This is a genomic window from Streptomyces sp. NPDC004542 (genome assembly GCF_040610035.1).
Classification (GTDB): domain Bacteria; phylum Actinomycetota; class Actinomycetes; order Streptomycetales; family Streptomycetaceae; genus Streptomyces.
In genome coordinates this window covers 21,845-47,543 of the sequence record NZ_JBEXLP010000047.1, presented here as the reverse complement: position 1 = coordinate 47,543, position 25,699 = coordinate 21,845, and the positions used below count along the sequence as shown (strand labels likewise).

General features: G+C 72.2%; 23 protein-coding genes. 9 read left to right on the top strand and 14 right to left on the bottom strand.

Going from position 1 to position 25,699, the window contains the following annotated elements; genetic code table 11:
* Position 1 precedes the first annotated feature (1 nt).
* The 11 genes from ABZX30_RS24135 to ABZX30_RS24085 form a co-directional block, all read right to left on the bottom strand.
* On the bottom strand, positions 2-811 hold the full coding sequence (locus tag ABZX30_RS24135; protein WP_355936739.1) for a rhamnogalacturonan acetylesterase: 810 nt from the start codon (positions 809-811) through the stop codon (positions 2-4).
* A gap of 134 nt (positions 812-945) precedes the next feature.
* Positions 946-2,280, bottom strand: coding sequence for a sugar ABC transporter substrate-binding protein (locus tag ABZX30_RS24130; protein ID WP_355936737.1), 1,335 nt, complete (start codon positions 2,278-2,280; stop codon positions 946-948).
* Positions 2,281-2,384: 104 nt separating this feature from the next.
* The gene (locus tag ABZX30_RS24125) at positions 2,385-3,905 is read right to left on the bottom strand and encodes a family 43 glycosylhydrolase (RefSeq protein WP_355936734.1); all 1,521 of its coding nucleotides are present in this window, start codon (positions 3,903-3,905) and stop codon (positions 2,385-2,387) included.
* A complete protein-coding gene (locus ABZX30_RS24120) occupies positions 3,902-4,747 on the bottom strand; it encodes a PmoA family protein (RefSeq protein ID WP_355936732.1) in 846 nt (281 codons plus the stop codon). The genes ABZX30_RS24125 and ABZX30_RS24120 overlap by 4 nt, the downstream gene beginning before the upstream one ends.
* Entirely contained in the window at positions 4,747-5,886 is a 1,140-nt protein-coding gene (locus ABZX30_RS24115) for a Gfo/Idh/MocA family oxidoreductase (RefSeq protein ID WP_355936729.1), read from the bottom strand. Before ABZX30_RS24115 ends, ABZX30_RS24120 begins: the two co-directional genes overlap by 1 nt.
* Before the next feature lie 136 nt (positions 5,887-6,022).
* Positions 6,023-6,913, bottom strand: a complete 891-nt coding sequence (locus tag ABZX30_RS24110) for a carbohydrate ABC transporter permease (RefSeq protein WP_355936727.1) — start codon at positions 6,911-6,913, stop codon at positions 6,023-6,025.
* Positions 6,910-7,845 (bottom strand): sugar ABC transporter permease, encoded by a 936-nt coding sequence (locus tag ABZX30_RS24105; protein ID WP_355936725.1) that lies wholly within the window; start codon positions 7,843-7,845, stop codon positions 6,910-6,912. Before ABZX30_RS24105 ends, ABZX30_RS24110 begins: the two co-directional genes overlap by 4 nt.
* 94 nt (positions 7,846-7,939) lie before the next feature.
* On the bottom strand, positions 7,940-9,661 hold the full coding sequence (gene araD, locus ABZX30_RS24100; RefSeq protein WP_355936723.1) for an L-arabinonate dehydratase: 1,722 nt from the start codon (positions 9,659-9,661) through the stop codon (positions 7,940-7,942).
* Positions 9,658-10,566, bottom strand: a complete 909-nt coding sequence (locus tag ABZX30_RS24095; RefSeq protein ID WP_355936720.1) for a dihydrodipicolinate synthase family protein — start codon at positions 10,564-10,566, stop codon at positions 9,658-9,660. Before ABZX30_RS24095 ends, araD begins: the two co-directional genes overlap by 4 nt.
* On the bottom strand, positions 10,563-11,219 hold the full coding sequence (locus ABZX30_RS24090; RefSeq protein WP_355936718.1) for a GntR family transcriptional regulator: 657 nt from the start codon (positions 11,217-11,219) through the stop codon (positions 10,563-10,565). The genes ABZX30_RS24095 and ABZX30_RS24090 overlap by 4 nt, the downstream gene beginning before the upstream one ends.
* A gap of 165 nt (positions 11,220-11,384) precedes the next feature.
* A complete protein-coding gene (locus ABZX30_RS24085; protein WP_355936716.1) occupies positions 11,385-12,116 on the bottom strand; it encodes an MBL fold metallo-hydrolase in 732 nt (243 codons plus the stop codon).
* Positions 12,117-12,505: 389 nt separating this feature from the next.
* Here ABZX30_RS24085 and ABZX30_RS24080 point away from each other — a divergent pair, with 389 nt between their 5' ends.
* Entirely contained in the window at positions 12,506-13,732 is a 1,227-nt protein-coding gene (locus ABZX30_RS24080) for an MFS transporter (RefSeq protein ID WP_355936713.1), read from the top strand.
* On the opposite strand, the gene ABZX30_RS24075 is transcribed toward ABZX30_RS24080, so the two are convergent.
* Both ABZX30_RS24075 and ABZX30_RS24070 read right to left on the bottom strand, forming a co-directional pair.
* Positions 13,675-14,838 carry a hypothetical protein gene (locus ABZX30_RS24075; protein ID WP_355936711.1) on the bottom strand — a complete coding sequence of 388 codons (1,164 nt, stop codon included), beginning with the start codon at positions 14,836-14,838 and terminating at the stop codon, positions 13,675-13,677. The two genes, ABZX30_RS24080 and ABZX30_RS24075, sit on opposite strands and share 58 nt — an antisense overlap.
* Complete coding sequence (locus tag ABZX30_RS24070) at positions 14,835-15,776, bottom strand: 5-dehydro-4-deoxyglucarate dehydratase (protein WP_355936709.1); 942 nt, start codon at positions 15,774-15,776, stop codon at positions 14,835-14,837. The genes ABZX30_RS24075 and ABZX30_RS24070 overlap by 4 nt, the downstream gene beginning before the upstream one ends.
* A 255-nt stretch (positions 15,777-16,031) precedes the next feature.
* On the opposite strand from ABZX30_RS24070, the gene ABZX30_RS24065 reads away from it, so the two are divergent.
* The 7 genes from ABZX30_RS24065 (at position 16,032) to ABZX30_RS24035 (ending at position 23,482) form a co-directional block, all read left to right on the top strand.
* On the top strand, positions 16,032-16,856 hold the full coding sequence (locus ABZX30_RS24065) for an NAD(P)-dependent oxidoreductase (protein ID WP_355936706.1): 825 nt from the start codon (positions 16,032-16,034) through the stop codon (positions 16,854-16,856).
* A gap of 297 nt (positions 16,857-17,153) precedes the next feature.
* Positions 17,154-17,924 carry a DeoR/GlpR family DNA-binding transcription regulator gene (locus ABZX30_RS24060; RefSeq protein ID WP_355936704.1) on the top strand — a complete coding sequence of 257 codons (771 nt, stop codon included), beginning with the start codon at positions 17,154-17,156 and terminating at the stop codon, positions 17,922-17,924.
* Between the two features lie 137 nt (positions 17,925-18,061).
* Positions 18,062-19,435 (top strand): sugar ABC transporter substrate-binding protein, encoded by a 1,374-nt coding sequence (locus ABZX30_RS24055; RefSeq protein WP_355936701.1) that lies wholly within the window; start codon positions 18,062-18,064, stop codon positions 19,433-19,435.
* Positions 19,432-20,370, top strand: coding sequence for a sugar ABC transporter permease (locus tag ABZX30_RS24050; RefSeq protein WP_355936699.1), 939 nt, complete (start codon positions 19,432-19,434; stop codon positions 20,368-20,370). The genes ABZX30_RS24055 and ABZX30_RS24050 overlap by 4 nt, the downstream gene beginning before the upstream one ends.
* Complete coding sequence (locus ABZX30_RS24045; RefSeq protein ID WP_355936698.1) at positions 20,367-21,209, top strand: carbohydrate ABC transporter permease; 843 nt, start codon at positions 20,367-20,369, stop codon at positions 21,207-21,209. Before ABZX30_RS24050 ends, ABZX30_RS24045 begins: the two co-directional genes overlap by 4 nt.
* Positions 21,206-22,195, top strand: coding sequence for a zinc-dependent alcohol dehydrogenase family protein (locus tag ABZX30_RS24040; protein WP_355936695.1), 990 nt, complete (start codon positions 21,206-21,208; stop codon positions 22,193-22,195). The genes ABZX30_RS24045 and ABZX30_RS24040 overlap by 4 nt, the downstream gene beginning before the upstream one ends.
* 99 nt (positions 22,196-22,294) lie before the next feature.
* Positions 22,295-23,482: a TerD family protein gene (locus ABZX30_RS24035; protein WP_355936693.1), complete on the top strand. Its 1,188-nt coding sequence runs from the start codon at positions 22,295-22,297 to the stop codon at positions 23,480-23,482.
* Positions 23,483-23,549: 67 nt separating this feature from the next.
* Here ABZX30_RS24035 and ABZX30_RS24030 read toward each other — a convergent pair whose 3' ends face one another.
* Positions 23,550-24,116, bottom strand: coding sequence for a helix-turn-helix domain-containing protein (locus ABZX30_RS24030; protein ID WP_355936691.1), 567 nt, complete (start codon positions 24,114-24,116; stop codon positions 23,550-23,552).
* Between the two features lie 143 nt (positions 24,117-24,259).
* Here ABZX30_RS24030 and ABZX30_RS24025 point away from each other — a divergent pair, with 143 nt between their 5' ends.
* Positions 24,260-25,696, top strand: a complete 1,437-nt coding sequence (locus ABZX30_RS24025) for an MFS transporter (protein ID WP_355936690.1) — start codon at positions 24,260-24,262, stop codon at positions 25,694-25,696.
* Positions 25,697-25,699 lie beyond the last annotated feature (3 nt).

Below are 25,699 nucleotides of genomic sequence, written 5' to 3'. Positions count from 1 at the left end.
GTTACGGGTTCGGTGCTTCGGTGGCCGCGGGCGGCCAGGTGATCCAGGACGCCGGGACGTCCTCGTGCAGCCGGACGACGTCGTGCGGTGCGAGCACCCGCGTCCGCAGCAGCTCACGCGCCACGAGCCGGGCCACGGCGATCGCACCCGGCGGATTGAAGTGCGTGTTGTCCTGCTCGGTGGCGGTCCAGTTGAAGTACGTCTTCGTCGCCTCGGGCCCCAGCTCCTGCCACAGCGCGAGCGACAGCGCCTCGATGTCGAGCAGCGCCACCCGCTCCTGATCGGCGAGCGCGCGCATCGCCGCCGGGTAGTCGCCGTGGGTCGGCACGGCGTTGCCGTCGGCGTCGAACCTGCGCCGCTCCACGGGGGTGGCGAGCACGGGCCGGGCACCCTTCGCGCGGGCGCCGTCGATGTAGAGCCGCAGGTAGTCCTGGTACGTCGTCCAGGGCTCGGTGTACCGGGTGGGGTCGGCGGACTTCTCGTCGTTGTGCGCGAACTGGACGATCAGGAGGTCGTGCGGGCGGATCGCGGCCAGGATGGCGTCGAGCCGGCCCTCGTCCACGAAGCTCTTGGAACTGCGCCCGTTCACGGCCTGGTCCGAGACGTCGATCTCCTCGCGGAGGAAGAAGGGCAGTGCCATTCCCCATCCGGTCTCGGGTGCCTCGTCGGCGTACTTCTGGGCGGCGGTGGAGTCACCGGCGATGTAGAGGGTGCGGCGTCGGGGCGCGGCCCGGGCGGTACCGGTGGCCGCGAGGGCGAGCGGAACGGCCGCGCCGGCGGCCGCGGTGACCTGTCTGCGGGTGAGTGACACGGCGGTGCCTTTCGAGCAGGGGTCGAGGAGAGTCGTCGAGGGGCGCGGGGCGGTATCGGCACACCGCTCCGCCGCGTGGGCGCGACCAGCCACGACCGGCAGGCGGCCGCGCCCACGAACCGGGCCACCCGGGGTCAGTGGTTCTTCTTCCAGTCCGCCTGAGCCTTGTTCAGCTGCTCGGCCAGCGTGTCCAGGAACTCCTTCGCACTCATCTTCCCGAGCAGCACCTTCTGGAAGTTCGGCTCGTTGTCGGCCTTGGAGATCGTGTTCCAGTCCGGCAGGTAGTACGGCAGCTGCACGATCTTGGTGCTGGCCCCGTTCAGCGCCTCGGCCGCGAGCTTCGTCGGCTCGGACGACTGGACCCAGGAGTCCTGCGCGGCCTCCGTGTTGGCCGGCACCTGTCCCGCCGTCTCGTTCCACTTGCTGTTGGCCTCGTGCGAGGCCGCGAACTCGATGAACTTCCACGCGGCGGCCTTGTGCTTGCTGGACTTGAACAGGGCCAGGCCGTCCACCGGGTTGGACACCTGCACCCGCGTGCCGTCGTCCAGCGTGGGGTTCGGGATGCCCTTGAACTTGCCCTCCAGCGCCTTCTGGTGGTCGGCGTACGAGCCCAGGTTGTGGCTCAGCATGCCGATGGAGCCGGAGTCCCACTGGGCGACCATCTTGGTGAAGTCGTTGTTGACGTCGGCGGACGGGGTGTCCTTCTTGTACAGGCCGACGTACTTCTCCAGCGCGGTCACGTTCTTCGGGTCGTTGACCGTGGTCTTGTCGCCGTTCCAGAACGAGGTGATCCCGCTCTGCCCGTACGTGGCGTCGAGCGCCTGGGCGATGGACCCCTCGCCGCCCCGGATCGTGTACCCGAACCTGTTCTTGCCCTTGTCGGTGAGCTTGTCCGCGGCGGTGTAGAACGTCGTCCACGTGGTCGGCGGGTCCAGCTTGGCCGCGCCGAACAGGTCCGTCCGGTACCAGAGCGTGCCGTTGTTGGCGGAGGTCGGCACGGTGTACGTCTTGTCGTCGCCGCCGGCGGCCTTCACGCTCTCCAGGAACTTCTCGTTGAGCTTGCCGTTCAGCGGGCTCTTCGAGAGACGGGCGTCCAGCGGCTCCACCGCGCCCTGGACCGCGACCTCGGCGAGCATCGCGGTACCGAGGCCACCGACGTCGGGCAGGCCGCCGCCCTGGATGGCGGTGTCGTACTTGGACTGGACGCTGGCGGCCGGGACGCCGACGTACTTGACCTTGATGTCCGGGTACTTCTTCTCGAAGTCGGCGATGATCTGCTTCCAGACGTCGGTGCGGACACCGCCGTTGTTGTCCCAGAACGTGATCGTGCCCTTGCCGGAACCCTCGTCGCCCTTGCCCCCCGCGTCGCCGCTGCCGTCGTCGCCGCAGGCGGTGGCGGTCAGCGCGAGCACGGAGCCCAGGACGACGGCCGTGGCGGCGCGCCTGCTTCTGCGAATGCTGCTCTTCATCGGTCGGCTCTTCTCTGCTTCTGGATCCAACGGAGATGTGCGGTTGTGGGGGGTTCAGTGGGGGCGGGCGGGCGTACGGAGCCCGCCCGCGGTGGGGAGGCGGGTCAGCCGGAGGTGATCCGGAACCGGGTGAAGACGGCCGCTCCGGCGTGCCCGGCCCCGCTGGGGGCCAGGGCGAACAGACCGAGCAGCGCGCCGACCCAGCGCCAGGGGGTGGCGGCGAACACGGGACCGCTGGCACGGAAGCCGTCGCCGACGTCGTAGGAGAACCGGCAGCGCGCCCCGGCGCCGCTCTCGATCCGCAGCCGGGCCCGGCCCCCGGGCACGGGGCAGGCCCGGCCGGCGTCGCGCTCCCGGTCCGCGTCGGCCTCGGCGAACCGGTGCACGAGGTGGACCGTCCCGTCGGCCTGGCGCTCGAGCCCGATCCAGCCGAACGCGTCCCCGAGGAGCGTGAGCCCGGCCCGCGCGCCCGGTTCCTCGCTGTGCAGCGTGACCTCGACCTCGGCGGTGGCCGGGGTGCCGGGCAGCCGCTGGGTGAGGATGTGCGGCAGCTTGCGCAGGTCGTGCGCGTCGGGGGTGCGGACGCAGGTCAGCCGCAGTCCGTCGGCGGAGTGCTGGGTGGCCCAGCCGTCCTGCGGGTTGGCCGTCCACTGCCACTGGCGGCCGTACCGTCCGCCGGGGAAGTCGTCGTCGGTGGCGGGCGCGGCCGGCGGTTGCGGCGGCAGCGCGGGGCGGCGGTGTTCGGTGACGGGGGCGCCGTCGTTCCCGATCACCGGCCAGCCGTCGGGGCCCCAGCGCATCGGCTGGAGGTGCAGGACACGGCCGTACGCCCCGCGCTGCTGGAAGTGCAGGAACCAGTCCTCGCCGGACCGGGTGCGCACCCAGGCGCCCTGGTGGGGCCCGTTGACCTCGGTGTCCCGTTGCTCGAGGACGATCCGCTCCTCGTACGGCCCGAAGAAGTCCCGGGACCGTAAGGCGCCCTGCCAGCCGGTCTCCACTCCCCCGGCGGGCGCCAGGATCCAGAACCAGCCGTCGTGCCGGTACAGCTTGGGCCCTTCGAGGGTGAACCAGCCGGGGATGCCGTCCCCGTCGACGATCACCTTGCCCTCGTCCAGCAGGCCGGTGCCGTCGGGGTGCATCCGGTGGCCGGTGAGCCGGTTCTTGACGCCCGAGCGGGACTTCGCCCAGGCGTGCACCAGATACGCCTCACCGGTCTCCTCGTCCCACAGGGGGCAGGGATCGATGAGTCCCCTGCCCTCCTTGACCAGCTGCGGGCGGCTCCAAGGGCCGCGTATCTCGCGCGCGTTGACCTGGAAGATGCCCTGGTCGGGGTCGCCCCAGAAGATCCAGAAGCGGTCGTCGTGGAAGCGCAACGCGGGGGCCCAGACGCCGCAGTCGTGGCGGGGCGACCTGAACTCGGCGGCCGGCTCAAGCCGTTGCAGGGCGTGGCCGACCAGGGTCCAGTTGACCAGGTCGCGGGAGTGCAGCAGCGGCAGGCCCGGGGCGCGCCCGAAGCTGGACGCGGTGAGGTAGAAGTCGTCGCCGACGCGCACGACGTCCGGGTCGGACCAGTCGGCGTTTAGGATCGGGTTGCGGTACGTCTGCTCGGTCAGGCGGACGCTCACTGGCTCACCGCCTTCCGCACCAGCGCGGCCGCCTCGTCCCGGCCGAGCCGGCCGTCGGCGACGACGGTCACGATCCGCCGTACGACGGTGTCGCCGGGCGCGATCGGCAGCCGCCGCGCGGACGCCAGCGAGGACCCCACTCCCGGGTACTCGGCGGTGCGCACGAACCACGGGTCGCCGCGGGTCTCCTCGGTGGCCCCCGCGAACACCAGCGTCCAGTCGGCGCCGGCCATCGCCAGCCAGTCGGCGCGGGCGCCGTGCACCTCGGCCTCGCCCGCGCGCTCGCCGGTGAAGACGTCCGGCGCCGCCGCCTCCTTGCGGGCCCGCCAGAAGAAGCCGCCGTACGCGGCACCCGGGCGCCCGTTCGTGGCCGGGCTGCCGATGGACAGCGCCTGAGCGGTGACGTTGGTGACGGAGAAGGTGAAGTCCAGCGCCCAGGCGGTGTCGGTGAGTTCGGTGGCCGCCACGGTACGGCGCTCGCGCAGCAGCTCGGCACCCGAGGCGACCCAGCGCAGCTCCTCGACGAAGCCGTCCGGGTCGCGCAGCTGGAAGGCGGTGTGGCGCTGGGCACCATGGTTGTCCAGCTCCGTCGGGCCCTGGTCCCGGACGTACGTCCGCCCGCCCCAGAAGTTGTGCCCCTCGACGTCGGGAACGGCGACACCGACGCCGAGGTGGTGGGTGTGGTCGGCGGGGCCGAGCTCGGTGACCGCCGTGCCGGCCAGGGTGGTGACGGGGTGCAGGTAGGGACGTGGGGAGAGCCGGGCCGGCAGTTCGGGCCGGGTGACGTAGCGGCCGACCGGGCGGCCCGCGACCCGCAGGACCAGGGTGTCGTGGGGTGTCATCAGGTGCTCACCTCTTTCGGTAGGGCCCAGGGGGCGCCCAGCTCGGAGTAGAGGGCGAGGGTGTCGGCGGCGGCCGCGACCAGACCGTCGATGCCGGGTACGACCCGGCGGTGCTCGGCCGGGATCAGGTGCCAGGCGCCGGCGGGCAGCGCGGCCGGGTCCCCGGCCAGCCGGACCGCTTCGACGACCTTCATGAAGGCGCCCGTCGCATCGGGTTCGACCAGCAGGTCCGCGCCGGTGGTGAGGTGGTCGACGAGGTTCTCCAGCAGGTCGGTACGGCCGTACTCGGTCTCCTGCGGGCCGTGGCCCGCCCGCTGGAGGAGCACGCGGTCCTGCTTGTACCAGAAGGTGATCCGGCCGCTGGAGCCGTGCACCAGGACGTACGGGTCCAGCGGCTCCTCGGCGCACAGGGTCGCGGCGACCGTGACCGGGCCGAGCCCGGTGGTCACCCGTACGCAGGAGGTGTCGTCGGACTCGATGTCGTTGGCGCGCAGCAGCTCGGTCTCGATGCCGGTGACGTCCTCGGCGCGGGTGGTGCCGAGGACGGCGAGGCCGGTGGCGACGGCGTGGGCGAGGGGGTTGGTGAGGACCCCGTCGATCACGTCGACGCCGTTCAGCCGGCGCTTGCCGGCCCAGGGCGCACGCCGGTAGTAGGCCTCGTCGCGGGCCCAGGCCCCGGCGCCGCCGACCCCGAGGACCTCGCCGACCGCGCCCTCCGCGATCAGCCGGCGGATCGCGGGCACGGCGTGCGAGCCCAGCGACTGGAAGCCGATCTGGCAGGCGACCGAGGCCTTCTCGACCCCGTCGGCCATGCGCCGGAACTCGGCGTAGGAGGGCGCGGGCGGCTTCTCCAGCAGGATGTGCACACCCCGGTCGGCGGCGGTCAGGGCCAGGTCGGTGTGAGTGGGGATGGGGGTGCAGATCACCGCGATCCGCGCGCCGGTGGAGTCGAGGAGGGCCCCGAAGTCGGCGGACTGCTCGGGCGTGCCGAGGCCCTCGGGCATCTCGTCGGCGGCCAGCGGGGTCAGCTCGCAGATGCCGGCCAGCCGGACGGCGCCCTCGTCCTGGAGCCGGCGGATGTTCTCGAGGTGCCAGCGGCCGTGGCCGCGCGCGCCCGCCAGAACGATGGGTACGGTCATGGGATCCTCCCTGCGCCCACGCCGCTCGCCACCTCTCGGTCGGCCACAGCGGCGCTGTAGATCTTTTGGAGCAGGGTAGGTGTCCGACCGGCGTCCGCCGTCAAGGCACCCTCGTCTCGCCGGTTCCCCCGGGCCCTCATCCCTTCACCGCCCCCGCGCTGAAGCCGGTGATCAGCCACTTCTGGATGAAGGCGAACACGATCACCACCGGTACGGCCGCGATGATGCCGCCCGCGGCCAGCGCGCCCAGGTCGACGCTGTCCGAGCTCATCAGGGTGTTGAGGCCGACCGGGATGGTCTGCTTGCCCTGGTCGGACAGGAACATCAGGGCGAACAGGAAGTGGTTCCAGGCGTGCACGAAGGCGAAGGAGCCGACGGCGATCAGTCCGGGCCGCAGCAGCGGCAGGACGACGATGCGGAAGGCGGCGAAGCGGTTGCAGCCGTCCACCCAGGCGGCCTCCTCCAGGGAGGGGGGCACGTTCCGGATGAAGCCGCTGATCAGGATCATCGACAGCGGCAGCTGGAAGACGGTCTCGGCGAGGATCACGCTGCCGAGCGAGTTGATCATCTGGAGCTTGGCGAAGATCTGGAACAGCGGCACCAGCAGCAGCGCGCCCGGCACGAACTGGGAGCACAGCAGGGCCAGCATGAAGGCACGCTTGATCTTGAAGTCGAAGCGGGCGAGGGCGTAGCCGCCGGCCAGCGCGACCACGGTCGTCAGGATCAGGGTGGCGACACCGACGTACACGCTGTTGGTGAAGTAGGTGCCGAAGCTCCGCTCGCTCCACACCTTCTGGAAGTGGTCGAAGGTGACCGGCCAGGGCACCAGCGAGGTCGAGCCGGCCGGGCGCAGGGCGAAGAGGAGGATCCAGTAGAAGGGGATCAGGGTGAAGAGCAGGTAGACCGACAGGGGCAGGTAGATCTGCCGGCGTGGGACCTGGTCCCAGGCGCGGCGCCTTCCCCGGCGTGCCCGGGCGGGTTCGGGAGTCACGCGCTTGTCCTCCGCGGGAGCGATCTCGGTGATCACTTCTCGCCACCTCCGAACTTGCTCAGTCGCAGGTAGACGATCGAGCAGAAGAGCAGGATCACGAACGCCACCGTGGTGAGGGCGGAGGCGTAGCCGAAGTTGTGGGCGTCGACGCTGGTGTTGGCGATGTACAGCGGGAGGGTCGTGGTCTCCCCCGCCGGACCGCCGCCGGTCAGGGTGTAGAGCAGGTCGACGTTGTTGAACTCCCACACCGCCCGCAGCAGCGTGGACAGGACGATGGCGTCCTTCAGGTGCGGCAGCGTGATGTGCCAGAACTGCTTGAGCCGGCTCGCGCCGTCCACCTCGGCGGCCTCGTACAGGTCTCCGGAGATGGACTGGAGGTCGGCGAGGATGAGGATCGCGAAGAACGGCACCCCGCGCCACAGGTCGGCGACCACGGCCGCCGGGAACACGGTCGAGGTGTCCGACAGCCAGCTGGTCCCGTACGAGCCGATGCCCACGTCGGCGAGGTAACGGGTGATGCCGGTCTGGGAGTTGTAGAGCAGCACCCAGATCGCGGAGGTCAGCACTCCGGAGACCGCCCACGGCGAGAAGACCAGCGCCCGGCCCAGCCCCCGGCCGACGAAGGTCTGGTTGACGATCAGGGCGAGGGCGAGGCCGAAGAGCAGCTGGAGTCCGACCTCGACGACCACCCACTTCGCGCTGAAGGTGAGCGTGTCCCAGAACTGGGGGTCGTGCGCGAAGGCCTGGGTGAAGTTGTCGAAGCCCGCGAATCCGTTCCGCCACGGCTTGGTGGGGTTGTAGTTCTGCAGGCTGTAGTAGAAGACGCTGAGGACCGGGTAGGCGATGAAGCCCAGCATGAGCAGGGCCGCCGGGGCGATCAGCAGGTAGGGGAGCCTGCGCGGCGTCGCGGAGGCACGGCGCCGCCGGGGTGGCGCGGGCGGTTTCGCCACGGCTGCGGCTTGGGCCATGACTGTTCTCCGTTCTGGTGCGTCGTGCGGTCGCGTGCGGGTGAAGCGCTTTCTTCGTGTGCAGGGGCCGGCGCGTCGGCCGGCCCCGGCGGGGTCAGCCCGCGTAGGGGTCCGCGACCTTGCCGGGGCGGGCGAGGAACTCGAAGTCGCAGCCGGTGTCGGCCTGGGTGATCTGGTCGTTGTAGAGCGCGCCGTAACCGCGCTCGTAGCGCGTGGGCGGCGGCGTCCAGGTGGCCCGGCGCCGCTCGAGTTCCTCGTCGTCGACGTTGAGCCGGAGGGTGCGCGCCTCGACGTCGAGGGTGATCGAGTCCCCGGTGCGGACCAGCGCGAGCGGGCCGCCGACGTACGACTCCGGTGCCACGTGCAGCACGCAGGCGCCGTAACTCGTCCCGCTCATGCGGGCGTCGGAGATCCGCACCATGTCGCGCACGCCCTGCTTGAGCAGGTGGTCAGGGATCGGGAGCATGCCGTACTCGGGCATGCCCGGCCCGCCCTTGGGGCCGGCGCCCCGCAGCACGAGCACGCTGTCGGCGGTGATGCCGAGACCGGGGTCGTTGATGGTCCGCTGCATCGTCCGGTAGTCGTCGAAGACGACCGCGGGCCCGGTGTGCTTGAGCAGGTGCGGTTCGGCGGCGATGTGCTTGATGACCGCGCCGTCCGGGCAGAGGTTGCCGCGCAGCACCGCGACCCCGCCCTCGGCGGCGACCGGGTTGTCGCGGGGCCGGATGACGTCGTCCTGGTACACCCGGGCGCCGGCGATCTGCTCGCGCAGGGAGTCGTGGGAGACGGTCGGCCGGTCGAGGTGGAGCAGGTCGGGGATCCGGGAGAGGAACCCGGGCAGGCCGCCGGCGAAGTGGAAGTCCTCCATGAGGTACGTCTGTCCGCCGGGGCGGACGTTCGCGAGGACCGGGACCGTGCGGGCGATGCGGTCGAAGTCGTCGAGGGTGAGGCGGATCCCGGCGCGTCCGGCCATGGCGATCAGGTGGATGACGGCGTTGGTCGAACCGCCGAGGCCGAGGACGGTGGTCACCGCGTCCTCGAAGGCCTCGCGGGTGAGGATGTCGGACAGCTTGCGGTCCCGGTGGACCAGTTCGACGACGCGCAGACCGGAGGCGGCGGCCATCCGGTCGTGCCCGGAGTCCACCGCGGGGATGCTGGACGCGCCCGGCACGGTCACGCCGAGCGCCTCGGCGGCGGCGGTCAGGGTGGAGGCCGTGCCCATGGTCATGCAGTGGCCGGGCGAGCGGGCGAGGCCGCTCTCCAGCTCGGTCATCTCGCAGTCGCCGATGAGGCCGGCCCGCTTGTCGTCCCAGTACTTCCACATGTCGGTGCCGGAACCGAGCACCTCGTTGCGCCAGTGCCCCGGCAGCATGGGCCCGGCGGGCACGAAGACGGTGGGCAGGTCGACGCTGGCGGCGCCCATGAGCAGGGCGGGGGTGGACTTGTCGCAGCCGCCCATGAGGACGGCGCCGTCGACCGGGTAGGACCGCAGCAGTTCCTCGGTCTCCATCGAGAGCATGTTGCGGTAGAGCATCGGGGTCGGCTTCTGGAAGGTCTCGCTGAGGGTGGAGACCGGGAACTCGAGGGGGAAACCGCCCGCCTGCCAGACCCCCCGCTTCACCGCCTGGGCCCGGTCTCTTAGATGTACATGACAAGGATTGATGTCGGACCAGGTGTTGAGGATCGCGATGACGGGCTTGCCCAGGTGTTCCTCGGGCAGGTAGCCGAGCTGGCGGGTGCGGGCCCGGTGGCTGAAGGAGCGCAGTCCGTCGGTGCCGTACCACTGGTGGCTTCTGAGCTCTTCCGGCTTCTTCATATGGCCCACCCGGCGACGATGGCGGCGACCTCCGCACGTTCGTCCTCGGGCAGCGGCCTGCTCGGCGGGCGGACGTCGCGGTGGCACAGTCCGAGGGAGGCGAGTGCCTCCTTGACGACGGTGACGTTGTTGGCGGAGCCGTTCGCGGCACGCAGTTCCTCGAAGCGGCGGATCTGCTCCCAGACCTTCATGGCGGCCGGGTAGTCACCGGACCGGAGCGCTTCGATCATGTTCAGCGAGACGGCCGGGGCGACGTTCACCAGCCCCGAGGTGAAGCCGGTGGCGCCCGCGGAGAAGTACGAGGGGGCGTACGGCTCGGCCAGGCCCGCCACCCACACGAAGCGGTCCAGGCCCGCGTCCCGGGCGAAGGCGGCGAACCGGGCCGCGTCCGGGACCGCGTACTTGACGCCGATCACGTTCGGGCAGGCGTCGGCGAGTTCGGCGAGGCGGGCCCCGGTGAGCTGGGCGTTGCGGATGTAGGGGACCACGCCCAGTTCGGGGACGGCCTCGGCGATGGCGCGGTGGTAGTCGACCCAGCCGGACTGGGAGACGTACGGGTGGACGGGCTGGTGCACCATCACCATCTGCGCGCCGTGCTCACGGGCGTGCCGGGCGGAGGCGACCGCGGTCGGCACGTCGTGCCCGACGCCGACCAGGACGACGGTGTCCTCCCGGGCCTCCTCGAGGGTCAGCTCCGTGACCAGGCGGCGCTCTTCGGGGGTGAGGGCGTAGAACTCGCCGGTGTTGCCGTTGGGGGTGAGCGTGGTGATGCCGCCGTCGAGCAGTCGACGCAGCAGGGCCCGGTGGGTGTCCCGGTCGACGCCGCCGTCCGCGGCGAACGGGGTCACCGGGATCGCCACCACGTCGGCCAGGGCGGCCCGTTGGGTCTCGAACGTCGCGCTCATTCCTGACCTTCCTCTTGCAGGGCGTGGGGGAACGCGCGCCGGACGAACGACGCGATGTGTGCGTGCAGGGCGGCCGCGGCGCCGTCCGCGTCGCCTTCCAGGGCGAGCCGCAGGATCTCCCGGTGCTCGTCGGCCTCCCGCTCCCACGAGGGGTCGGCGGCCCAGGCGACGGCCGAGACCAGGGCGGCCTGATCGCGGACCTCGTCGAGCATCCGGCCGAGCAGCGGGTTGCCGCACGGCAGGTACAGCGCGCGGTGGAACTCCCGGTTGGCCAGGGAGCGTTCGGCGGTGTCGCCGGCCGCGTCGGCCCGTCGCAGCGCGTCCCGGGCGGCGTCGAGGGAGGCACCCCGGCGCACGGCGCGCCGCAGGGCCTCCGGCTCGAGCAGCAGCCGTACGTCGTAGACCTCGCTGGCCATGTCCGCGTCCACCATGCGCACCGTGACGCCCTTGTACTGGCTCATCACCACCAGCCCGGTCCCGGCCAGCGTCTTGAGCGCCTCGCGCACCGGAGTCTTGGACACCCCGAACTGCGCGGCGAGCTCCGTCTCGACCAGGGCCTGGCCGGGCGTCAGCTGCCCGGTGAGGATGCGGTGTTTGATCCCCTCCAGCACGTACTGCGTGCGGGAGGGGATCGGCGTGGGCACAGAGGTCATGCGCGCCTCTCGGTGTCGCGTATCTGATCTCGCGTATCGCGTCTCATATATGACGTACGAAGTACGACGCGACGAAACTAGGAGGCGGCTTGTGTTTCGTCAATGCTTCCGACGGGAGAAGTTGAGGTTGCCGGGGCGGGGGCGTCAGACGGTTCTGGTCTCACCCTAACGAGCGGAGTCGGTGGGCCGTCCGGCCACCACGGCGGCGCGCGCGGTCGCCGTCTCACGGCTGAGCGTCGGTCCGACATGGGTGACCAGCAGCTCCCGCACACCCGCCTCCCGGGCGACGCGCCCCGCGTCCTCCGGCGTCAGATGGACCTGTTCGCCGTCGCGATGCTCGTCGATGTCCGCCTCGCACAGGAACAGGTCCGCGTGGACGGCGAGTTCACCCAGGGCGGCGCAGGGGCCGCTGTCCCCGGAGTAGGCCAGGACGCTTCCCTGGCACTCGGCGCGCAGCCCGTACGCCTCGGTGTCGTGGACGACGGCGCGGGCGGTGAGGCGGAGGTTCCAGTGCTGGACGACGTGCTCGTCGTACAGGGGGCGGAAGTGCAGGACGTGGTTCAGCCAGGACACGTCCGGCCGGCCGAAGAAGCCCGCCAGACGGCGGGCGCAGTCCTGTGGCGCGTACACCGGGATCGGCGCGGGCGGGGCGAGTCCGCCGAAGGCGAAGGCGTAGGCGGCGGCCAGCAGGTCGGCACTGTGATCGGCGTGCAGGTGGGAGATCCAGATCGCCGTCAGCCGCGTCGGGTCCGTGTGCCGCTGCAACTCCGCGAAGGTTCCGGTCCCGGCGTCCACCCACACCTCGGCGCCCCCGCCACGCAGCAGGTACCCGGAGCAGGGGCGGCCGGGGCCGGGGTGCGGGGAGGCGGTGCCGAGGACCGTGAGGCTGAGGGGCATGGTGGGGAGCGTACGGTCGCCCGGCCCCGGCCCGCCTGCCGTGTGCACCGATCTACGGCCTCCTCGTCCTGTTTGCGCCGGGTGCCGGGTGTGCCGTTCGAACAGGCGGCCTCACCCTGCTGCCGGCAGCGGCCCGCCCGGCGTGCGGCGGTGGTGTGACCGACCCGGAAGCGTTCCGCGGCCCGGCGCGGCGGCCGGCCGTCGTCCAGTGGGGCACGAGGGCCTTTCTGTTGGTGGAGACGTCGCAATCCACACCGAACCGGAAGGCCCTCACCCATTTCAAGATCCCTCAGCCGAGACCTGTCTCACCCGTCCACACCTCCCGGGACAGAACATCTAGGGAACCTGCCCGATGCTCACCCGCCCGCCTCAGCCCCACGATGACCGGCATGACCACCTCCTGGACCGTGGCCCGCCTGCTCCGCGACCGCAACGCGGCCCTCTACCTCACCGGCATCGTCGTGTCCGGCTTCGGCAGTTCCGCGCTCTGGCTCGTGTCGGGCGTCTGGGTCAAGGACCTCACCGGATCCAACGGCCTCGCCGCCCTGTGCACCGCCGCGCTCTGGGCCCCCACTCTGGCCGGCCCCGCCCTCGGCACCCTCGCCGACCGGGTCCGCCGCAAACCCCTGCTGATCGGCGTCAACCTCGGCCTCGCCGGGCTCCTGCTGCCCCTGTGGACCGTCGACTCCCCCGCCTCCGTCCGGCTGCTCCTGGCCGTCCTCGTCTGCTACGGCGCGGCGGGCGTCGTCGAGGACGCGGCCGGCTCCGCCCTCGTCGTCGCCGCCGTCGACCCCGCCCTGCTCGGCGACTTCAACGGACTGCGGACGACCGCCCGCGAGGGCATGAAGCTGGTCGCCCCGCTCGCCGGCGCGGCGCTGTACACGGCGTACGGCGGGCCGGGCGTCGCGCTGCTGGACGCCGCCACCTTCGTACTGGCGGCGGGAGTGTGCGCGCTGCTCAGGGTCCGCGAGGAACGCCCCGAACCGGCCGGCGGCGACTGGTGGCGGCAGACCGCCGACGGCACCCGCCGGCTGTGGGCGCACACCACGCTCCGTCCGCTGGTCCTGGCCGGCGGGACGACCATGTGCCTCACCTCGCTCGGCAGCAGCCTGAACTACGCCGTCGTCGACGCCCTCGGCCACTCCCCCGCCTACACGGGCGTGATGTACGCCGTCCAGGGCGTCGGGTCGGTCGCGGTCGGGCTGGTTTGCGGGCCCGCGCTGCGGCGGCTCGGCGAGCGCCGGTTCGCGGCGTACGGCATCGCGCTGACGGCGGTCGCGGTGGCCGCGCGGGCGGTGCCGTACGACGCGGTGGTGCTGGCGGGCGGCGCGGCGGCCGGGCTCGGGCTGCCCTGTGTGCTGATCGCCGCCCACACCGCCGTACAGCGGGAGATCCCGGCCGACGTGCTGGGGCGGGCGACCGCGACCGCCGACACGCTGATGTTCACGCCCACTGTGCTCGGCCTGACCGCCGGGGCCGCCCTCGTCGAACTCGTCGACCACCGGCCGCTGCTGGTGCTCGTCGGTGCCGGGCTGCTCGCCACCGCCGGCTCACTGGCTCACCGCAGCGCCTCCCGCACCGACGCCAAATCCCCGTCCGACGCCAGCCCGGCGTGATACAGCCGCAGCTGAGTCGCCCCCAGCTCCCGGGCCCGGGCCGCGTCCGCCGCGAGGGTGCCCGGGCTGCCGCCCATGCCGGACACCACGGTGAAGTTGGCGGCGATCACCGCGTCCGGGCGGCCCTGTCCGGCGAAGGGCGTCAGCGGTCCCGTGCCGCCGGCGCAGGGCACGACCACGCCGTCCGCGACGGACAGGATGTGCGCGGGGTCCACGCCCGCGTTGGCGCCGCAGTGGTAGGACACGGGGTCCGCGTGCAGCAGCACCTGGAAGCCCTCGGGCGCGGCGGCGCGGACGGCGGCGACCGCGTCCTCCTGGAGCGTGCGGGCGGTCCGGTCGCGCCACGCGCGCGTGGCGGCCGCCGTCTCCTCGCCGAGGAGCTTCTCCACGCCCGCCCAGCCCCCGTCGTCGGTGGCCGCGCCCTGCCACAGGGGCTCCAGCGCGGCCCGTACGGAGGCCGCCAGACCGTCGGCGTCCAGGCCCTGCGCCGCGTATCCCGCGCGGCAGGCCGGGCAGAAGCACAGCGCCATCAGGTACTGTCCGGCCTCCCCGAGGCCGACGCCGGCGGTCTTGTCGTGGGCGTGCAGGTGCTGGAGGCCGTACCAGCCGAGGGACTCCAGCTCCGTGCCGCGCGCCCCGGGCCGTACGGCTGCCTCGGCGGCCAGGTCGACTAGGTACGCGCGCGTGGCGGGCTGGGCGATGCAGGGCGCCCAGGGGTAGCGGTCGCCGTAGGCGTTGACGACGGAGGTGGCGGGGTGCTCGGCGCCGAGGCGGGAGTTGTGCGCGAGGACCACCCAGGTGTGCACCTCCAGGCCGGCCGCCGCGAGGGCGTCGGCGGCCTCGCCGAAGGCGTCGCCGGGGGCCCAGTCGCCGGCCGGGTACGGGCGCGGGGTGCGGCCCTCCCAGCGCCGTGGGTCGACCGGGTAGAGCACCGCCGCGTGCTCGGCGGTGACGATGCGGTGGCGGGGGTGGCGGGGGGTCAGCGCGCGCGTGGAGTGGTAGGCGGCGGCGAGGGTCACCTGCTCCACGCCGAGTCCCGCGAGCCGCGCGGGGGCCTCGGGGTCCCCGTTGACGTCCCAGGGGTAGACGAACGCCGACGCCTTCACGCGTCCTCCTCGAGCAGTGCGTATCCGCGCTCGATCAGCTGAGCGAGCTGCTTGACATGATCCTCGGCCGGCTCGTGCAGCGGGGAGCGCACCTCCCCCACGTCCAGGCCGCGCAGCCGTACGCCCGCCTTGACGAGGGCGACGGCGTAGCCGCGGCCCTGGGCGCGCAGTTCGACGAACGGGCGGTAGAAGCCGTCCAGCAGGCGGCGGGCGGTGGCCCGGTCCTCCGTCTCCAGCGCCCGGTGGAAGGCGAGGGCGATCTCGGGCGCGAAGCAGAACACGGCGGAGGAGTACAGGCCGATGCCGATGGCGCGGTAGGCGAGCTGGGTCTGCTCGGCGGTGGGCAGGCCGTTGAAGTACAGGAAGTCGCCGGGGGCGTCGGTGCGGACGGCGCTGACGATCCGCTGCATCAGGTCGAGGTCGCCCAGGCCGTCCTTGAAGCCGATGATCCCCTCGGTGCGGGCCAGTTCGACGACGGTCTCGGGGGTGAACACCGCGTTGTCGCGCTGGTAGACGATCACGGGCAGCCCGCCGGCCGCGGCGATCTCCCGGTAGTGGCGCAGCAGGCCCTCCTGGCCGGGGACGACCAGGTACGGCGGCATGGCGAGCAGGCCGTCGGCCCCGGCCGTCCGCGCCAGCGCCGCGTACCGCACGGCGAGCGCGGTGCCGTATCCGGCGCCCGCGACGACCGGTACGCGGCCCCCGGTCGCCTCGACCGCCGCCCGTACGCAGGCCTCGAACTCCTCGGGCAGCAGGGCGTGGAACTCGCCGGTGCCGCAGCAGGCGAACACGGCGGCGGCCCCCGCGTCGACGCCCCGGCGCACGTGCGTGCGGTAGACGTCGAGGTCGATCGAGCCGTCCGGGCCGTACGCGGTGACGGGGAAGAACAGCGGCCCCCGGGGGGCGCTGAGACGAGCGGCGAGCGGGGCTGGCGTCACGGGCTCTCCCTGTCGGTGCATATTTCTGATCGGTGTCTATATTTCTGAACACTGCCACGCTAAGGGGCCCCCTCAGCGCGGGTCAAGCGCACGAACGCGCGACACAGCGGCGGATTTACGCACTCCACGGCACACTTGACCCGGCGCACCGCCCCTCCCTACCGTGTCCACGCATGTGAATACCAGGCACATGGCCGGACATCCGAGCCGGACGTCCGGGCGTGGACGCGCCACCAGAGCCAAGGAGACCCGAGGATGCCCGCACCCCGCACCGTTCTGCTCACCGGCGCCGCAGGCGGGCTCGGCACCCTGATGCGCGGCCTGCTCCCGGAATACGGCTACGACCTGCGCCTGTTCGACGTGCGCCCCATCGAGGACGCGCCCGAGGCGATCACCGCCGACCTCGCCGACGAGGACGCCCTGCGCGAGGCGGTCCGGGGCGTCGACGCGATCGTGCACCTCGCGGGCATCTCCCTGGAAGCGCCCTTCGAGAAGATCCTCCGGGCGAACATCGAGGGCACCTACAACCTCTACGAGGCGGCCCGCCAGGAGGGTGTGCCGCGCATCGTCTTCGCCTCCTCCAACCACGCGGTGGGCTTCACCCCGGCCCCCCGGGGCGCCGCGCCGTTCGCCCCGGGCGAGCTGATCCCCATCGACACGCCGCACCGCCCGGACACCTTCTACGGCCTGTCCAAGTCCTTCGGCGAGGACCTCGCGCAGCTCTACTGGGACAAGCACGGCCTGGAGACCGTCTCCGTGCGCATCGGTTCCTGCTTCCCGGAGCCGACCAGCGTGCGCATGCTCTCGGTGTGGATGAGCCCGGCCGACGGCGCCCGCCTGTTCCACGCGGCCCTGACCGCCGAGGGTGTCGGCCACACCGTCGTCCACGGCTCGTCCGCCAACACGCGGCTGTGGTGGGACCTGACGAGCGCGCGTGCGCTCGGCTACGAGCCGCAGGACGACTCCGAGCCGTACGCCGGGAAGCTCATCGCGGAGCACGGCGAGCTGGACCCGGACAACCCGGCCCACGTCCACCTCGGCGGCCACTTCGTGAACGACCCGCCGATCTGGCCGTACTGACCGGCACACCGGCCGGCCCGGTGACCGGTACACCGACCGGCGGAAAAACGACCCTGCGCGGCGGCGGGCGGGCACCGAACGGGCCCGCCCGCCGCCCTGTCCGGGCACCGGTCCCGCCCGGTCCCACGCCCCCGCACACGCCCCCGCAGGTCTGCGGCGGGCACAGCCGAGGGAGAACGGGCACACCCGGGCAGTATCGGGCGGGCAACAGGCCTGTCCAGTGCCCGGAGCCCGCTGTACAACTTCCCTCACGGGCCCCACCGGGCCCGAACGGGCACACGGCGGGAGGTGCGGGGCGTGGAAGGCAGGACGGCGGAGGAACGCCGGCGCGAGATCGTGCGGGCGGCGCGCGCCACCGGCTCGGTCGACGTCAACGGGCTGGCCGCCGAGCTGCGCGTGGCCAAGGAGACCATCCGGCGCGACCTGCGGGCCCTGGAGGACCACGGCCTGGTGCGCCGCACCCACGGCGGCGCCTACCCGGTGGAGAGCGCCGGGTTCGAGACGACGCTCGCCTTCCGCGCCACCAGCCACGTCCCCGAGAAGCGCCGGATCGCGGCCGCCGCGGCCGAGCTGGCCGGGGACGCGGAGACCGTCTTCGTCGACGAGGGCTTCACCCCACAGCTCATCGCCGAGAACCTGCCCGGGGACCGGCCGCTGACCGTGGTCACCGCGTCCCTGCCGGTCGCCGGCGCGCTCGCCGAGGCCGAGAACGTCTCCGTCCTGCTGCTGGGCGGCCGGGTCCGCCCCGGCACACTGGCCACCGTCGACCACTGGACGACGAAGATGCTCGCCGGTTTCGTCGTCGACCTCGCCTACGTCGGCGCCAACGGCATCTCCCGCGAACACGGCCTGACCACTCCCGACCCGGCGGTCAGCGAGGTGAAGGCCCAGGCGATCCGCGCCGCCCGGCGCACCGTCTTCGCCGGGGTGCACACCAAGTTCGGCGCGGTCAGCTTCTGCCGGTTCGCCGAGATCGGCGCCCTGGAGACGATCGTGACGAGCACGCTCCTGCCCGCGGCCGAGGCCCACCGGTACTCCCTGCTCGGACCCCAGGTGATCCGGGTCTGACCCGGCGAACAGCCGGCCCACCCGTGGGCGGCACCCCCCGTGCACAGCGACCCCCGCCTCCAGCGCCGACCCCATCCCCCGGGGCGCATCCACGCCACGACACGTCCCGAAAATCCCTCTATGTCCAGGAGCGATCCATGCGAACCCAGAGCCGACGACGGCCGTCGCGAGCCACGCTCGCCCTGGCCGCCGCAGGGACGCTGCTCGCCCCGCTGCTCTCCGGCTGCTGGGTCGGCGCGGGCGGGTCCGGTTCCGGCGGCGACTCCATCAACGTCCTGATGGTCAACAACCCCCAGATGACCGAACTCCAGAAGCTCACCGCCGCCCACTTCACCGAAGAGACCGGCATCAAGGTCAACTTCACGGTCCTGCCCGAGAACGACGTCCGCGACAAGATCAGCCAGGACTTCGCCAACCAGGCCGGCCAGTACGACGTGGCCACCCTGTCCAACTACGAGATACCGATCTACGCCCGCAACGGCTGGCTGCACGAGATGGACGACTACGTCGCGAAGGACCCGGCGTACGACGAGCAGGACGTCCTGGGACCGATGCGCCAGTCCCTCACCGCGGACGACGGCAAGCTCTACGGCCAGCCCTTCTACGGCGAGTCGTCCTTCCTGATGTACCGCAAGGACGTCTTCGAGGCGAAGGGCCTCACCATGCCCGCGCACCCGACCTGGACCCAGGTGGCGGACCTGGCCGCCGAACTGGACGGCGCCAGACCCGGCATGAAGGGCATCTGCCTGCGCGGCCTGCCCGGCTGGGGCGAGCTGATGGCCCCCCTCACCACCGTCGTGAACACCTTCGGCGGCACCTGGTTCGACAAGGACTGGAAGGCCCGCCTCGACTCCCCCGAGTTCGCGAAGGCCACCCGGTTCTACGTCGGCCTGGTCCGCGCGCACGGCGAGTCCGGTGCCGCCCAGTCCGGGTTCGCCGAGTGCCTCAACAACATGACCCAGGGCAAGGTCGCCATGTGGTACGACGCCACCTCGGCGGCCGGTCCCCTGGAGGCGAAGGGCTCCCCGGTCAAGGGCAAGCTGGGCTACGCCCCCGCCCCGGTCGAGCGGACGAAGTCCTCCGGCTGGCTCTACACCTGGGCCTGGGGCATCCAGAAGGCGTCCCGCAACCCGGACAAGGCCTGGAAGTTCGTCTCCTGGGCGTCCGGCAAGCAGTACGAGCAGCTGGTCGGGAACGAGATCGGCTGGGCGGACGTCCCGGCGGGCAAGCGCGCGTCGACGTACGCCGACCCCGCCTACCGCGAGGAGGCCGCCGCCTTCCAGGAGATGACCAAGGACGCCATCGAGAACGCCCGGCCGGACGACCCCGGGGTCCAGCCGCGCCCCGCGCCCGGCATCCAGTTCGTCGGCATACCCGAGTTCACCGACCTCGGCACCAAGGTCTCCCAGGAGATCAGCGCGGCCATCGCCGGACGCCAGTCCACAGGCGCGGCCCTGAAGAAATCCCAGCAGCTCGCCGAGCGGATCTCCGAGGAGTACGAGGGACGATGACCGCCACCACCACGGCCCCCGTGGCCACCGCTCCCCTGCGCGCCACCCGGCAGCCCTCCGCCCGGCTGCGCGCCTGGGCCACCCGTGCCCCGCTGCTCCCCGCCCTCGTCTTCATGATCGCCGTGACCCAGCTGCCGTTCGTGGCCACGCTGGTGATCTCCTTCTTCGACTGGAACGCCCTCTACCCCCAGGCCCGCCACTTCACCGGCCTCGACAACTACCGCCAGCTGCTGACCGACGCCGGCCTGCGCCACTCGGTGTGGACGACCGTGCTGCTGACCGTGGCGGTGGTCCTGGCCTGCCTGGTCCTGGGCCTGGCCCTCGCGCTGCTGCTGGACCGCAGGTTCCGCGGCCGGGGCGTGGTCCGCACGCTGCTGATCGCTCCGTTCCTGGTGGTCCCGGTGGCCGCCGCCCTGCTCTGGAAGCACGTGCTCTACAACCCCGAGTACGGCCTGCTCAACGGCCTGTTGCACTACGTGGGCGGTCCGCAGCCCGACTGGATCTCCCGCACCCCGCTGCTCGCGGTGGAGGCCTCCCTGGTGTGGCAGTGGACGCCCTTCATGATGCTGATCCTGCTCGCCGGGCTGCAGAGCCGCGACCAGCAGCAGATCGAGGCCGCCCGGGTGGACGGCGCGAGCGACTGGCAGATCTTCCGCCACCTCACACTGCCGCTCCTGCGCCGGTACCTGGAGCTGGGCGCCCTGCTCGGCTCGATCTACATCGTCCAGAACTTCGACGCGGTCTTCACCATCACGTCCGGCGGCCTGGGCACCGCCAACCTGCCCTACACCGTCTACCAGAGCTTCTACCAGGCCCACGAGAACGGCCTCGCCTCGGCCGCCGGCGTCCTGGTGGTCATCGGCTCGATCGTCATCGCCACCTTCGCCCTGCGCGTGGTGTCGTCCCTGTTCCGCGAGGAGGTGTCCCGCGCATGAGCACCGTCGCCGTACGCGCCCGCCGCAAGGGCAGGGGCCTCGGCCTGGTGGCCTGGCTGGCCGGCATCGTCTTCTTCCTGCCCCTCGCCTGGATGGTCCTGACGTCCTTGCACTCGGAAGCCGACGCCGCCACCAACCCGCCCTCCTTCGCGGCGTCGCCGACCCTCGACGGCTACCGCGAGTTCTTCGGCACGGGCGGCGGGGCCAGCCCCTGGCCCGCCCTGGCCAACTCCGCCGTGGCCTCGGTCGCATCCACGCTCCTGGTCCTGCTGCTGGCCCTGCCGGCGGCGTACGCGCTGTCGATCCGGCCGGTGCGGAAGTGGACGGACGTGCTGTTCTTCTTCCTGTCCACGAAGATGCTGCCGGCCGTGGCGGGCCTGCTGCCGGTCTACCTCTTCGCCAAGAACACCGGGATGCTGGACGACATCTGGCTGCTGGTCGTCCTCTACACCTCCATGAACCTGCCGATCGCGGTCTGGATGATGCAGTCCTTCCTGGCCGAGGTCCCCGTGGCGGTCATCGAGGCCGCCCGGGTGGACGGCGCGCGGCTGCCGACGGTCCTCGCGCGCGTCGTGGCGCCGATCGCCCTGCCGGGGATCGCGGCCACCGCCCTGATCTGCTTCATCTTCAGCTGGAACGAGCTGCTGTTCGCCCGGGTTCTCACGGGCGTGGTGGCGCAGACCGCCCCGGTCTTCCTGACCGGCTTCATCACCAGCCAGGGCCTGTTCCTGGCCAAGGTGTGCGCCGCGTCGCTCGTCATCTCCCTGCCGGTGCTCGCCGCGGGGTTCGCCGCCCAGGACAAGCTGGTCCAGGGCCTGTCGCTGGGAGCCGTGAAATGAAGGCCGCCGTCATCGAGTCCGTGGGCCGTGCCGTCGTCACCGAGGTCCCCGACCCCACGCCCGGCCCCCGCGAGGTCGTCGTGGAGGTCGCGGCCTGCGGACTGTGCGGCACCGACCTGCACATCCTCCAGGGCGAGTTCGCGCCGAAGCTGCCCATCGTGCCCGGGCACGAGTTCGCCGGCGAGGTGGTCGGGGTCGGCACCCAGGTCACCGAGGTCTCGGCCGGTGACCGCGTGGCCGTCGACCCCTCCCTCTACTGCCACGAATGCCGCTACTGCCGCACCGGCCACAACAACCTCTGCGAGCGGTGGGCCGCGATCGGCGTGACCACGGCGGGCGGTGCGGCACGGTACGCGGTGGCACCGGTGGCCAACTGCGTCAAGCTCCCCGAGCACGTCCGCACCCAGGACGCGGCCCTGGTGGAACCCCTGTCCTGCGCGGTACGGGGCTACGACGTCCTGCGCTCCCGCCTCGGCGCCCACGTGCTCGTGTACGGCTCCGGAACCATGGGCCTGATGATGCTGGAACTCGCCAAGCGCACCGGCGCGGCGAGCGTGGACGTGGTGGACGTGAACCCCGCCCGGCTTCAGACGGCGCGACGGCTGGGCGTCTCGGCGGCCGCGGGCGACGCCGACGAACTGGACCGCCCTCAGGGCTGGGACCTGGTCGTCGACGCGACCGGCAACGCGGCGGCGATCCAGGACGGGCTGGGACGGGTGGCGAAGGCGGGCACGTTCCTGCAGTTCGGGGTGGCCGACTACGCGACGCGGGTGACGATCGACCCGTACCGCGTCTACAACCAGGAGATCACCATCACCGGTTCGATGGCGGTGCTGCACAGCTTCGAACGCGCGGCCGAGCTGTTCGCGAACGGGGTGCTGGACCCGGAGGTCTTCATCAGCGACCGGATCCCACTGGAGCGCTACCCGCAGGCGCTGGAGCAGTTCGCGGCGGGGGTGGGACGCAAGATCGTGGTGGTGCCGTAGCGGAGTCGGACGCCGGACGGACCGCGAACAGCCCCTCCGGCGTCCGCCTGGGTAAGGGAACGGTAAAGCGGCCTCGCTCGTTCACCCGGCATGACAGCTATGACCCCTGGCTCGAACATCCCCCTGTCCGCCTCCCGCGTGGCGGTGGACGTCGCCGCCCCGGTGCGGCTCGACGTGTCGGGCCTGCTGCTGACCGCCGACGGCAAGGTGCGCTCCGACGACGACTTCATCTTCTACAACCAGCCCGCCGGCCCGGGCGTGACGTACCGCTCGGGCGGCGGCACGGCACCGGACGCGATCACCGTCGACACCACCGCCGTACCGCCCGGCATCGAGAAGATCGTCGTCACGGCGAGCCCGGACGCGGCGGGACAGACCTTCCAGGGCATCGAGCCCACGGCGACCATCCGCAACGCCGAGGACGGCTCCGTACTGGCCACGTTCACGCCGCCGCAGCTCGGCACCGAGACGGCACTGGTGGTGGTGGAGATCTATCTGCGGGGCGGGCAGTGGAAGGCCCGCGCCGTGGGCCAGGGGTACGCCAACGGGCTGGCGGGCATCGCGACCGACTTCGGTGTGACGGTCGAGGAACCGGCCCCGGCCGCGGCGCCCGCCCCGCAGCCGGTCCCCGCTCCGGTGGCGCCGGTCGCCGCACCCCCGGTCCCCGCCGCCCCGCCGGCCCCGCCCGCGGCACCCGCCCCCGGTGCCGGGAAGGTCAACCTCGACAAGGGCCGGGTCAGTCTCCAGAAGAACCAGACCGTCTCCCTCGTCAAGGGCGGCCGCCCGCTGCTGTCACAGGTCCGGATGGGCCTCGGCTGGGAACCGGCGTTCCGCGGCAAGGACATCGACCTGGACGCGTCGGTCATCGCCTACGGCCCGCAGCGCAACCACCTCGACAGCTGCTACTTCGGCAAGCTCACGATCCTCGGCGGCGCCGTGAAGCACTCCGGTGACAACCTCACCGGTGAGGGCGGCGGGGACGACGAGGTGATCACGGTCGACCTCGGCCGCCTGCCGCAGGAGGTCACCGGCCTGGTCTTCACCGTGAACTCCTTCTCCGGACAGAAGTTCACCGAGGTCGCCAAGGCCTACTGCCGCCTCCTGGACGCCGCGACCGGCGAGGAACTGGTCCGCTTCGACCTCACCAACGCCGAACCGCAGACGGGCGTGATGATGGCCAAGCTCATCCGGCAGTTCTCCGGCGAGTGGGACATGACCGCGATGGGCGACTTCGTCAAGGCCCGTACGGTACGGAACATGGTGAAGCCCGCCGCCCAGGCCCTCTAGCGGCAGGGAGGGAGAGCAGTCGTACGACACCGGTGGGCGCCCTCGGCCGGGGACGCCCGCCGTCGGTCTACGGCCGCAGCCCCTCCGTCAGCAGCGACAGATACCGGCGGATGTGCCTGCCCTCGCCGTCCGCCAGCTCGGACGCCGTGGCGACCCCGTGCGCCAGCCGCAGGATGTCGATCGCCTCGACGTCCGCGCGCAGCGTTCCCTCCTGCTGCGCCGCCTCCACCAGCCGCCGAGCCGCCGTCTTCACCGAGTTGCCGCAGGCCGTGACCACGGCGGAGCTGCCGTCCGTGACGGCGGAACCCAGCAGGGCCTTCAGGCCGCGCACCTGGATCATCCCCACGCCGAGCTCGTTCAGCCACTCGGCCAGCGCCTCGCCCGGCGGCAGCTCCCGCGCGATCTCGCCGGCCCGCGCCGCCAGCGCCTCGATGGCGTCGACGTACACCGCCTCCAGCAGCGCCTGCCGGGTCGGGAAGTGCCGGTAGAGCGTCCCCGAACCGACCCCCGCCCGCTTGGCGATGTCGTCGAGCGACGCCTTCTCCCCATGCTCGGCGAAGGCCTCCGCCGCCACCTTCAGCAACCGCTCGTAGTTGCGCCGAGCGTCCGCGCGCATGGGCCTGACCTGCGTCATTCACCTACTCCTTGCAAACCGGGGACTCTCTCCGTATCTTGTCGGGCACTAAACGGAGGCAGTCCCCGATTACCGTCGTGTGCTCCGCGGGCAGTCCGGCCTGCCCCTGCACGCCGCACGGGGACGCCAGACCGGGAGAACCCATGTCCACCCCGACCGCACCGTCCACGACCGCCGACGCGCTCTCCGTACCACCCCGTCCCGCCAGACTCGGCACCCTCCTCCTCGTGATCGTGACCGCATACCTGATGGTCGGCGTCGACTCGACCGTCGTCAATGTGGCGCTCCCCGACATCCAGCGGGGCCTGCACTTCAGCCGCACCGGCCTGTCCTGGGTCCTCAACGCCTACACGCTCGCCTTCGGCGGCCTGCTGCTGCTCGGCGGGCGCGTCGGCGACATCCTCGGGCGCCGGCGCACGCTCACCGCCGGCGTCCTGCTCTTCGCCGCCTCCTCGCTGCTCGGCGGTCTCGCCACCGACGGCGGCTGGCTGCTCGCGGCCCGCGCCCTGCAAGGCGTCGGCGGCGCCCTCATCGCCCCCAGCACCCTCGCCCTGATCACCACCGGCTTCCCGGACGGGCCGCGGCGCCACCACGCCCTGAGCGTCTACGCCTCCATGGCCGGCATCGGCGGCTCCGTCGGCCTGGTCCTCGGCGGCATGCTGACCTCCTGGGCCTCCTGGCGCTGGGCCCTGCTCGTCAACGTGCCCATCGGCCTGGCCCTCACCCTCGCCCTGCCCCGCTTCGTCACCGAGACCCCGCGCCACACGGGCCGGTTCGACGCGGCGGGCGCGCTGACCGGAACCGCCGGCATCACCTCGCTGGTGTACGCCTTCATCCGGGTCTCGGAGCAGGGCTGGAGCGACGGCCAGGCCCTGCTCGGCTTCGCCGCGGCGGCCGCGCTGCTCGCCGCTTTCGTCCTGATCGAGGCCCGCGCCGGACAGCCGATCATGCCGCTGCGCCTGTTCGCGGACCGGGACCGGGCCGGCGGCTACGCGAGCATCATGCTGCTGCCCGCGGGGCTGTTCGGCGCGTTCTACTTCCTCACCCTGATCGGCCAGCAGGTCCTGGGGTTCAGCCCGCTGCGCGCGGGGTTCGCCTTCCTGCCGCTGACGCTGGTGATGTTCACGACCGTGCGGCTGGTGCCGCGGCTGCTGGCCCGGTTCGGCGTCAGGCCGGTACTGCTCACCGGCATGACACTGATCACCGCGGCGAGCGCGTGGCTGTGGCGGCTTCGACCCGGCGACGGCTACCTGACCGGTCTGCTCGGCCCGCTGCTGCTGATGGGCCTGGGCGTCGGCCTCAGCTTCATGCCGCTGAACGCGACGATCCTGGCCCGGATCGAACCCCGGGAAGCGGGCGCCGCCTCCGGCCTGCTCCAGACCCTCCAGTGGCTCGGCGGCACCCTCGGACTCTCCGTCCTGGTCACGGTCTTCGGCACGGCGACCCGGCACGCCACCGGTTCCCCGGCCGTCCTGCTCACCCACGGGGCGTCCCGCGCCTTCGGCACCGGAGCCCTGATCGCGCTGGCCGCGCTGCTGGTGGCGGGGTTCGTGATCAGGGGGCGGCGCGCGGACGCCTAGCGT

Coding starts and splice junctions, on each gene's coding strand:
- ABZX30_RS24130 (WP_355936737.1), bottom strand. CDS start 2,280: ATGAAGAGCAGCATTCGCAGAAGCAGGCGCGCCGCCACGGCCGTCGTC.
- ABZX30_RS24120 (WP_355936732.1), bottom strand. CDS start 4,747: ATGACACCCCACGACACCCTGGTCCTGCGGGTCGCGGGCCGCCCGGTC.
- ABZX30_RS24115 (WP_355936729.1), bottom strand. CDS start 5,886: ATGACCGTACCCATCGTTCTGGCGGGCGCGCGCGGCCACGGCCGCTGG.
- ABZX30_RS24105 (WP_355936725.1), bottom strand. CDS start 7,845: ATGGCCCAAGCCGCAGCCGTGGCGAAACCGCCCGCGCCACCCCGGCGG.
- araD (WP_355936723.1), bottom strand. CDS start 9,661: ATGAAGAAGCCGGAAGAGCTCAGAAGCCACCAGTGGTACGGCACCGAC.
- ABZX30_RS24095 (WP_355936720.1), bottom strand. CDS start 10,566: ATGAGCGCGACGTTCGAGACCCAACGGGCCGCCCTGGCCGACGTGGTG.
- ABZX30_RS24090 (WP_355936718.1), bottom strand. CDS start 11,219: ATGACCTCTGTGCCCACGCCGATCCCCTCCCGCACGCAGTACGTGCTG.
- ABZX30_RS24085 (WP_355936716.1), bottom strand. CDS start 12,116: ATGCCCCTCAGCCTCACGGTCCTCGGCACCGCCTCCCCGCACCCCGGC.
- ABZX30_RS24080 (WP_355936713.1), top strand. CDS start 12,506: ATGACCACCTCCTGGACCGTGGCCCGCCTGCTCCGCGACCGCAACGCG.
- ABZX30_RS24065 (WP_355936706.1), top strand. CDS start 16,032: ATGCCCGCACCCCGCACCGTTCTGCTCACCGGCGCCGCAGGCGGGCTC.
- ABZX30_RS24055 (WP_355936701.1), top strand. CDS start 18,062: ATGCGAACCCAGAGCCGACGACGGCCGTCGCGAGCCACGCTCGCCCTG.
- ABZX30_RS24050 (WP_355936699.1), top strand. CDS start 19,432: ATGACCGCCACCACCACGGCCCCCGTGGCCACCGCTCCCCTGCGCGCC.
- ABZX30_RS24045 (WP_355936698.1), top strand. CDS start 20,367: ATGAGCACCGTCGCCGTACGCGCCCGCCGCAAGGGCAGGGGCCTCGGC.
- ABZX30_RS24040 (WP_355936695.1), top strand. CDS start 21,206: ATGAAGGCCGCCGTCATCGAGTCCGTGGGCCGTGCCGTCGTCACCGAG.
- ABZX30_RS24035 (WP_355936693.1), top strand. CDS start 22,295: ATGACCCCTGGCTCGAACATCCCCCTGTCCGCCTCCCGCGTGGCGGTG.
- ABZX30_RS24030 (WP_355936691.1), bottom strand. CDS start 24,116: ATGACGCAGGTCAGGCCCATGCGCGCGGACGCTCGGCGCAACTACGAG.
- ABZX30_RS24025 (WP_355936690.1), top strand. CDS start 24,260: ATGTCCACCCCGACCGCACCGTCCACGACCGCCGACGCGCTCTCCGTA.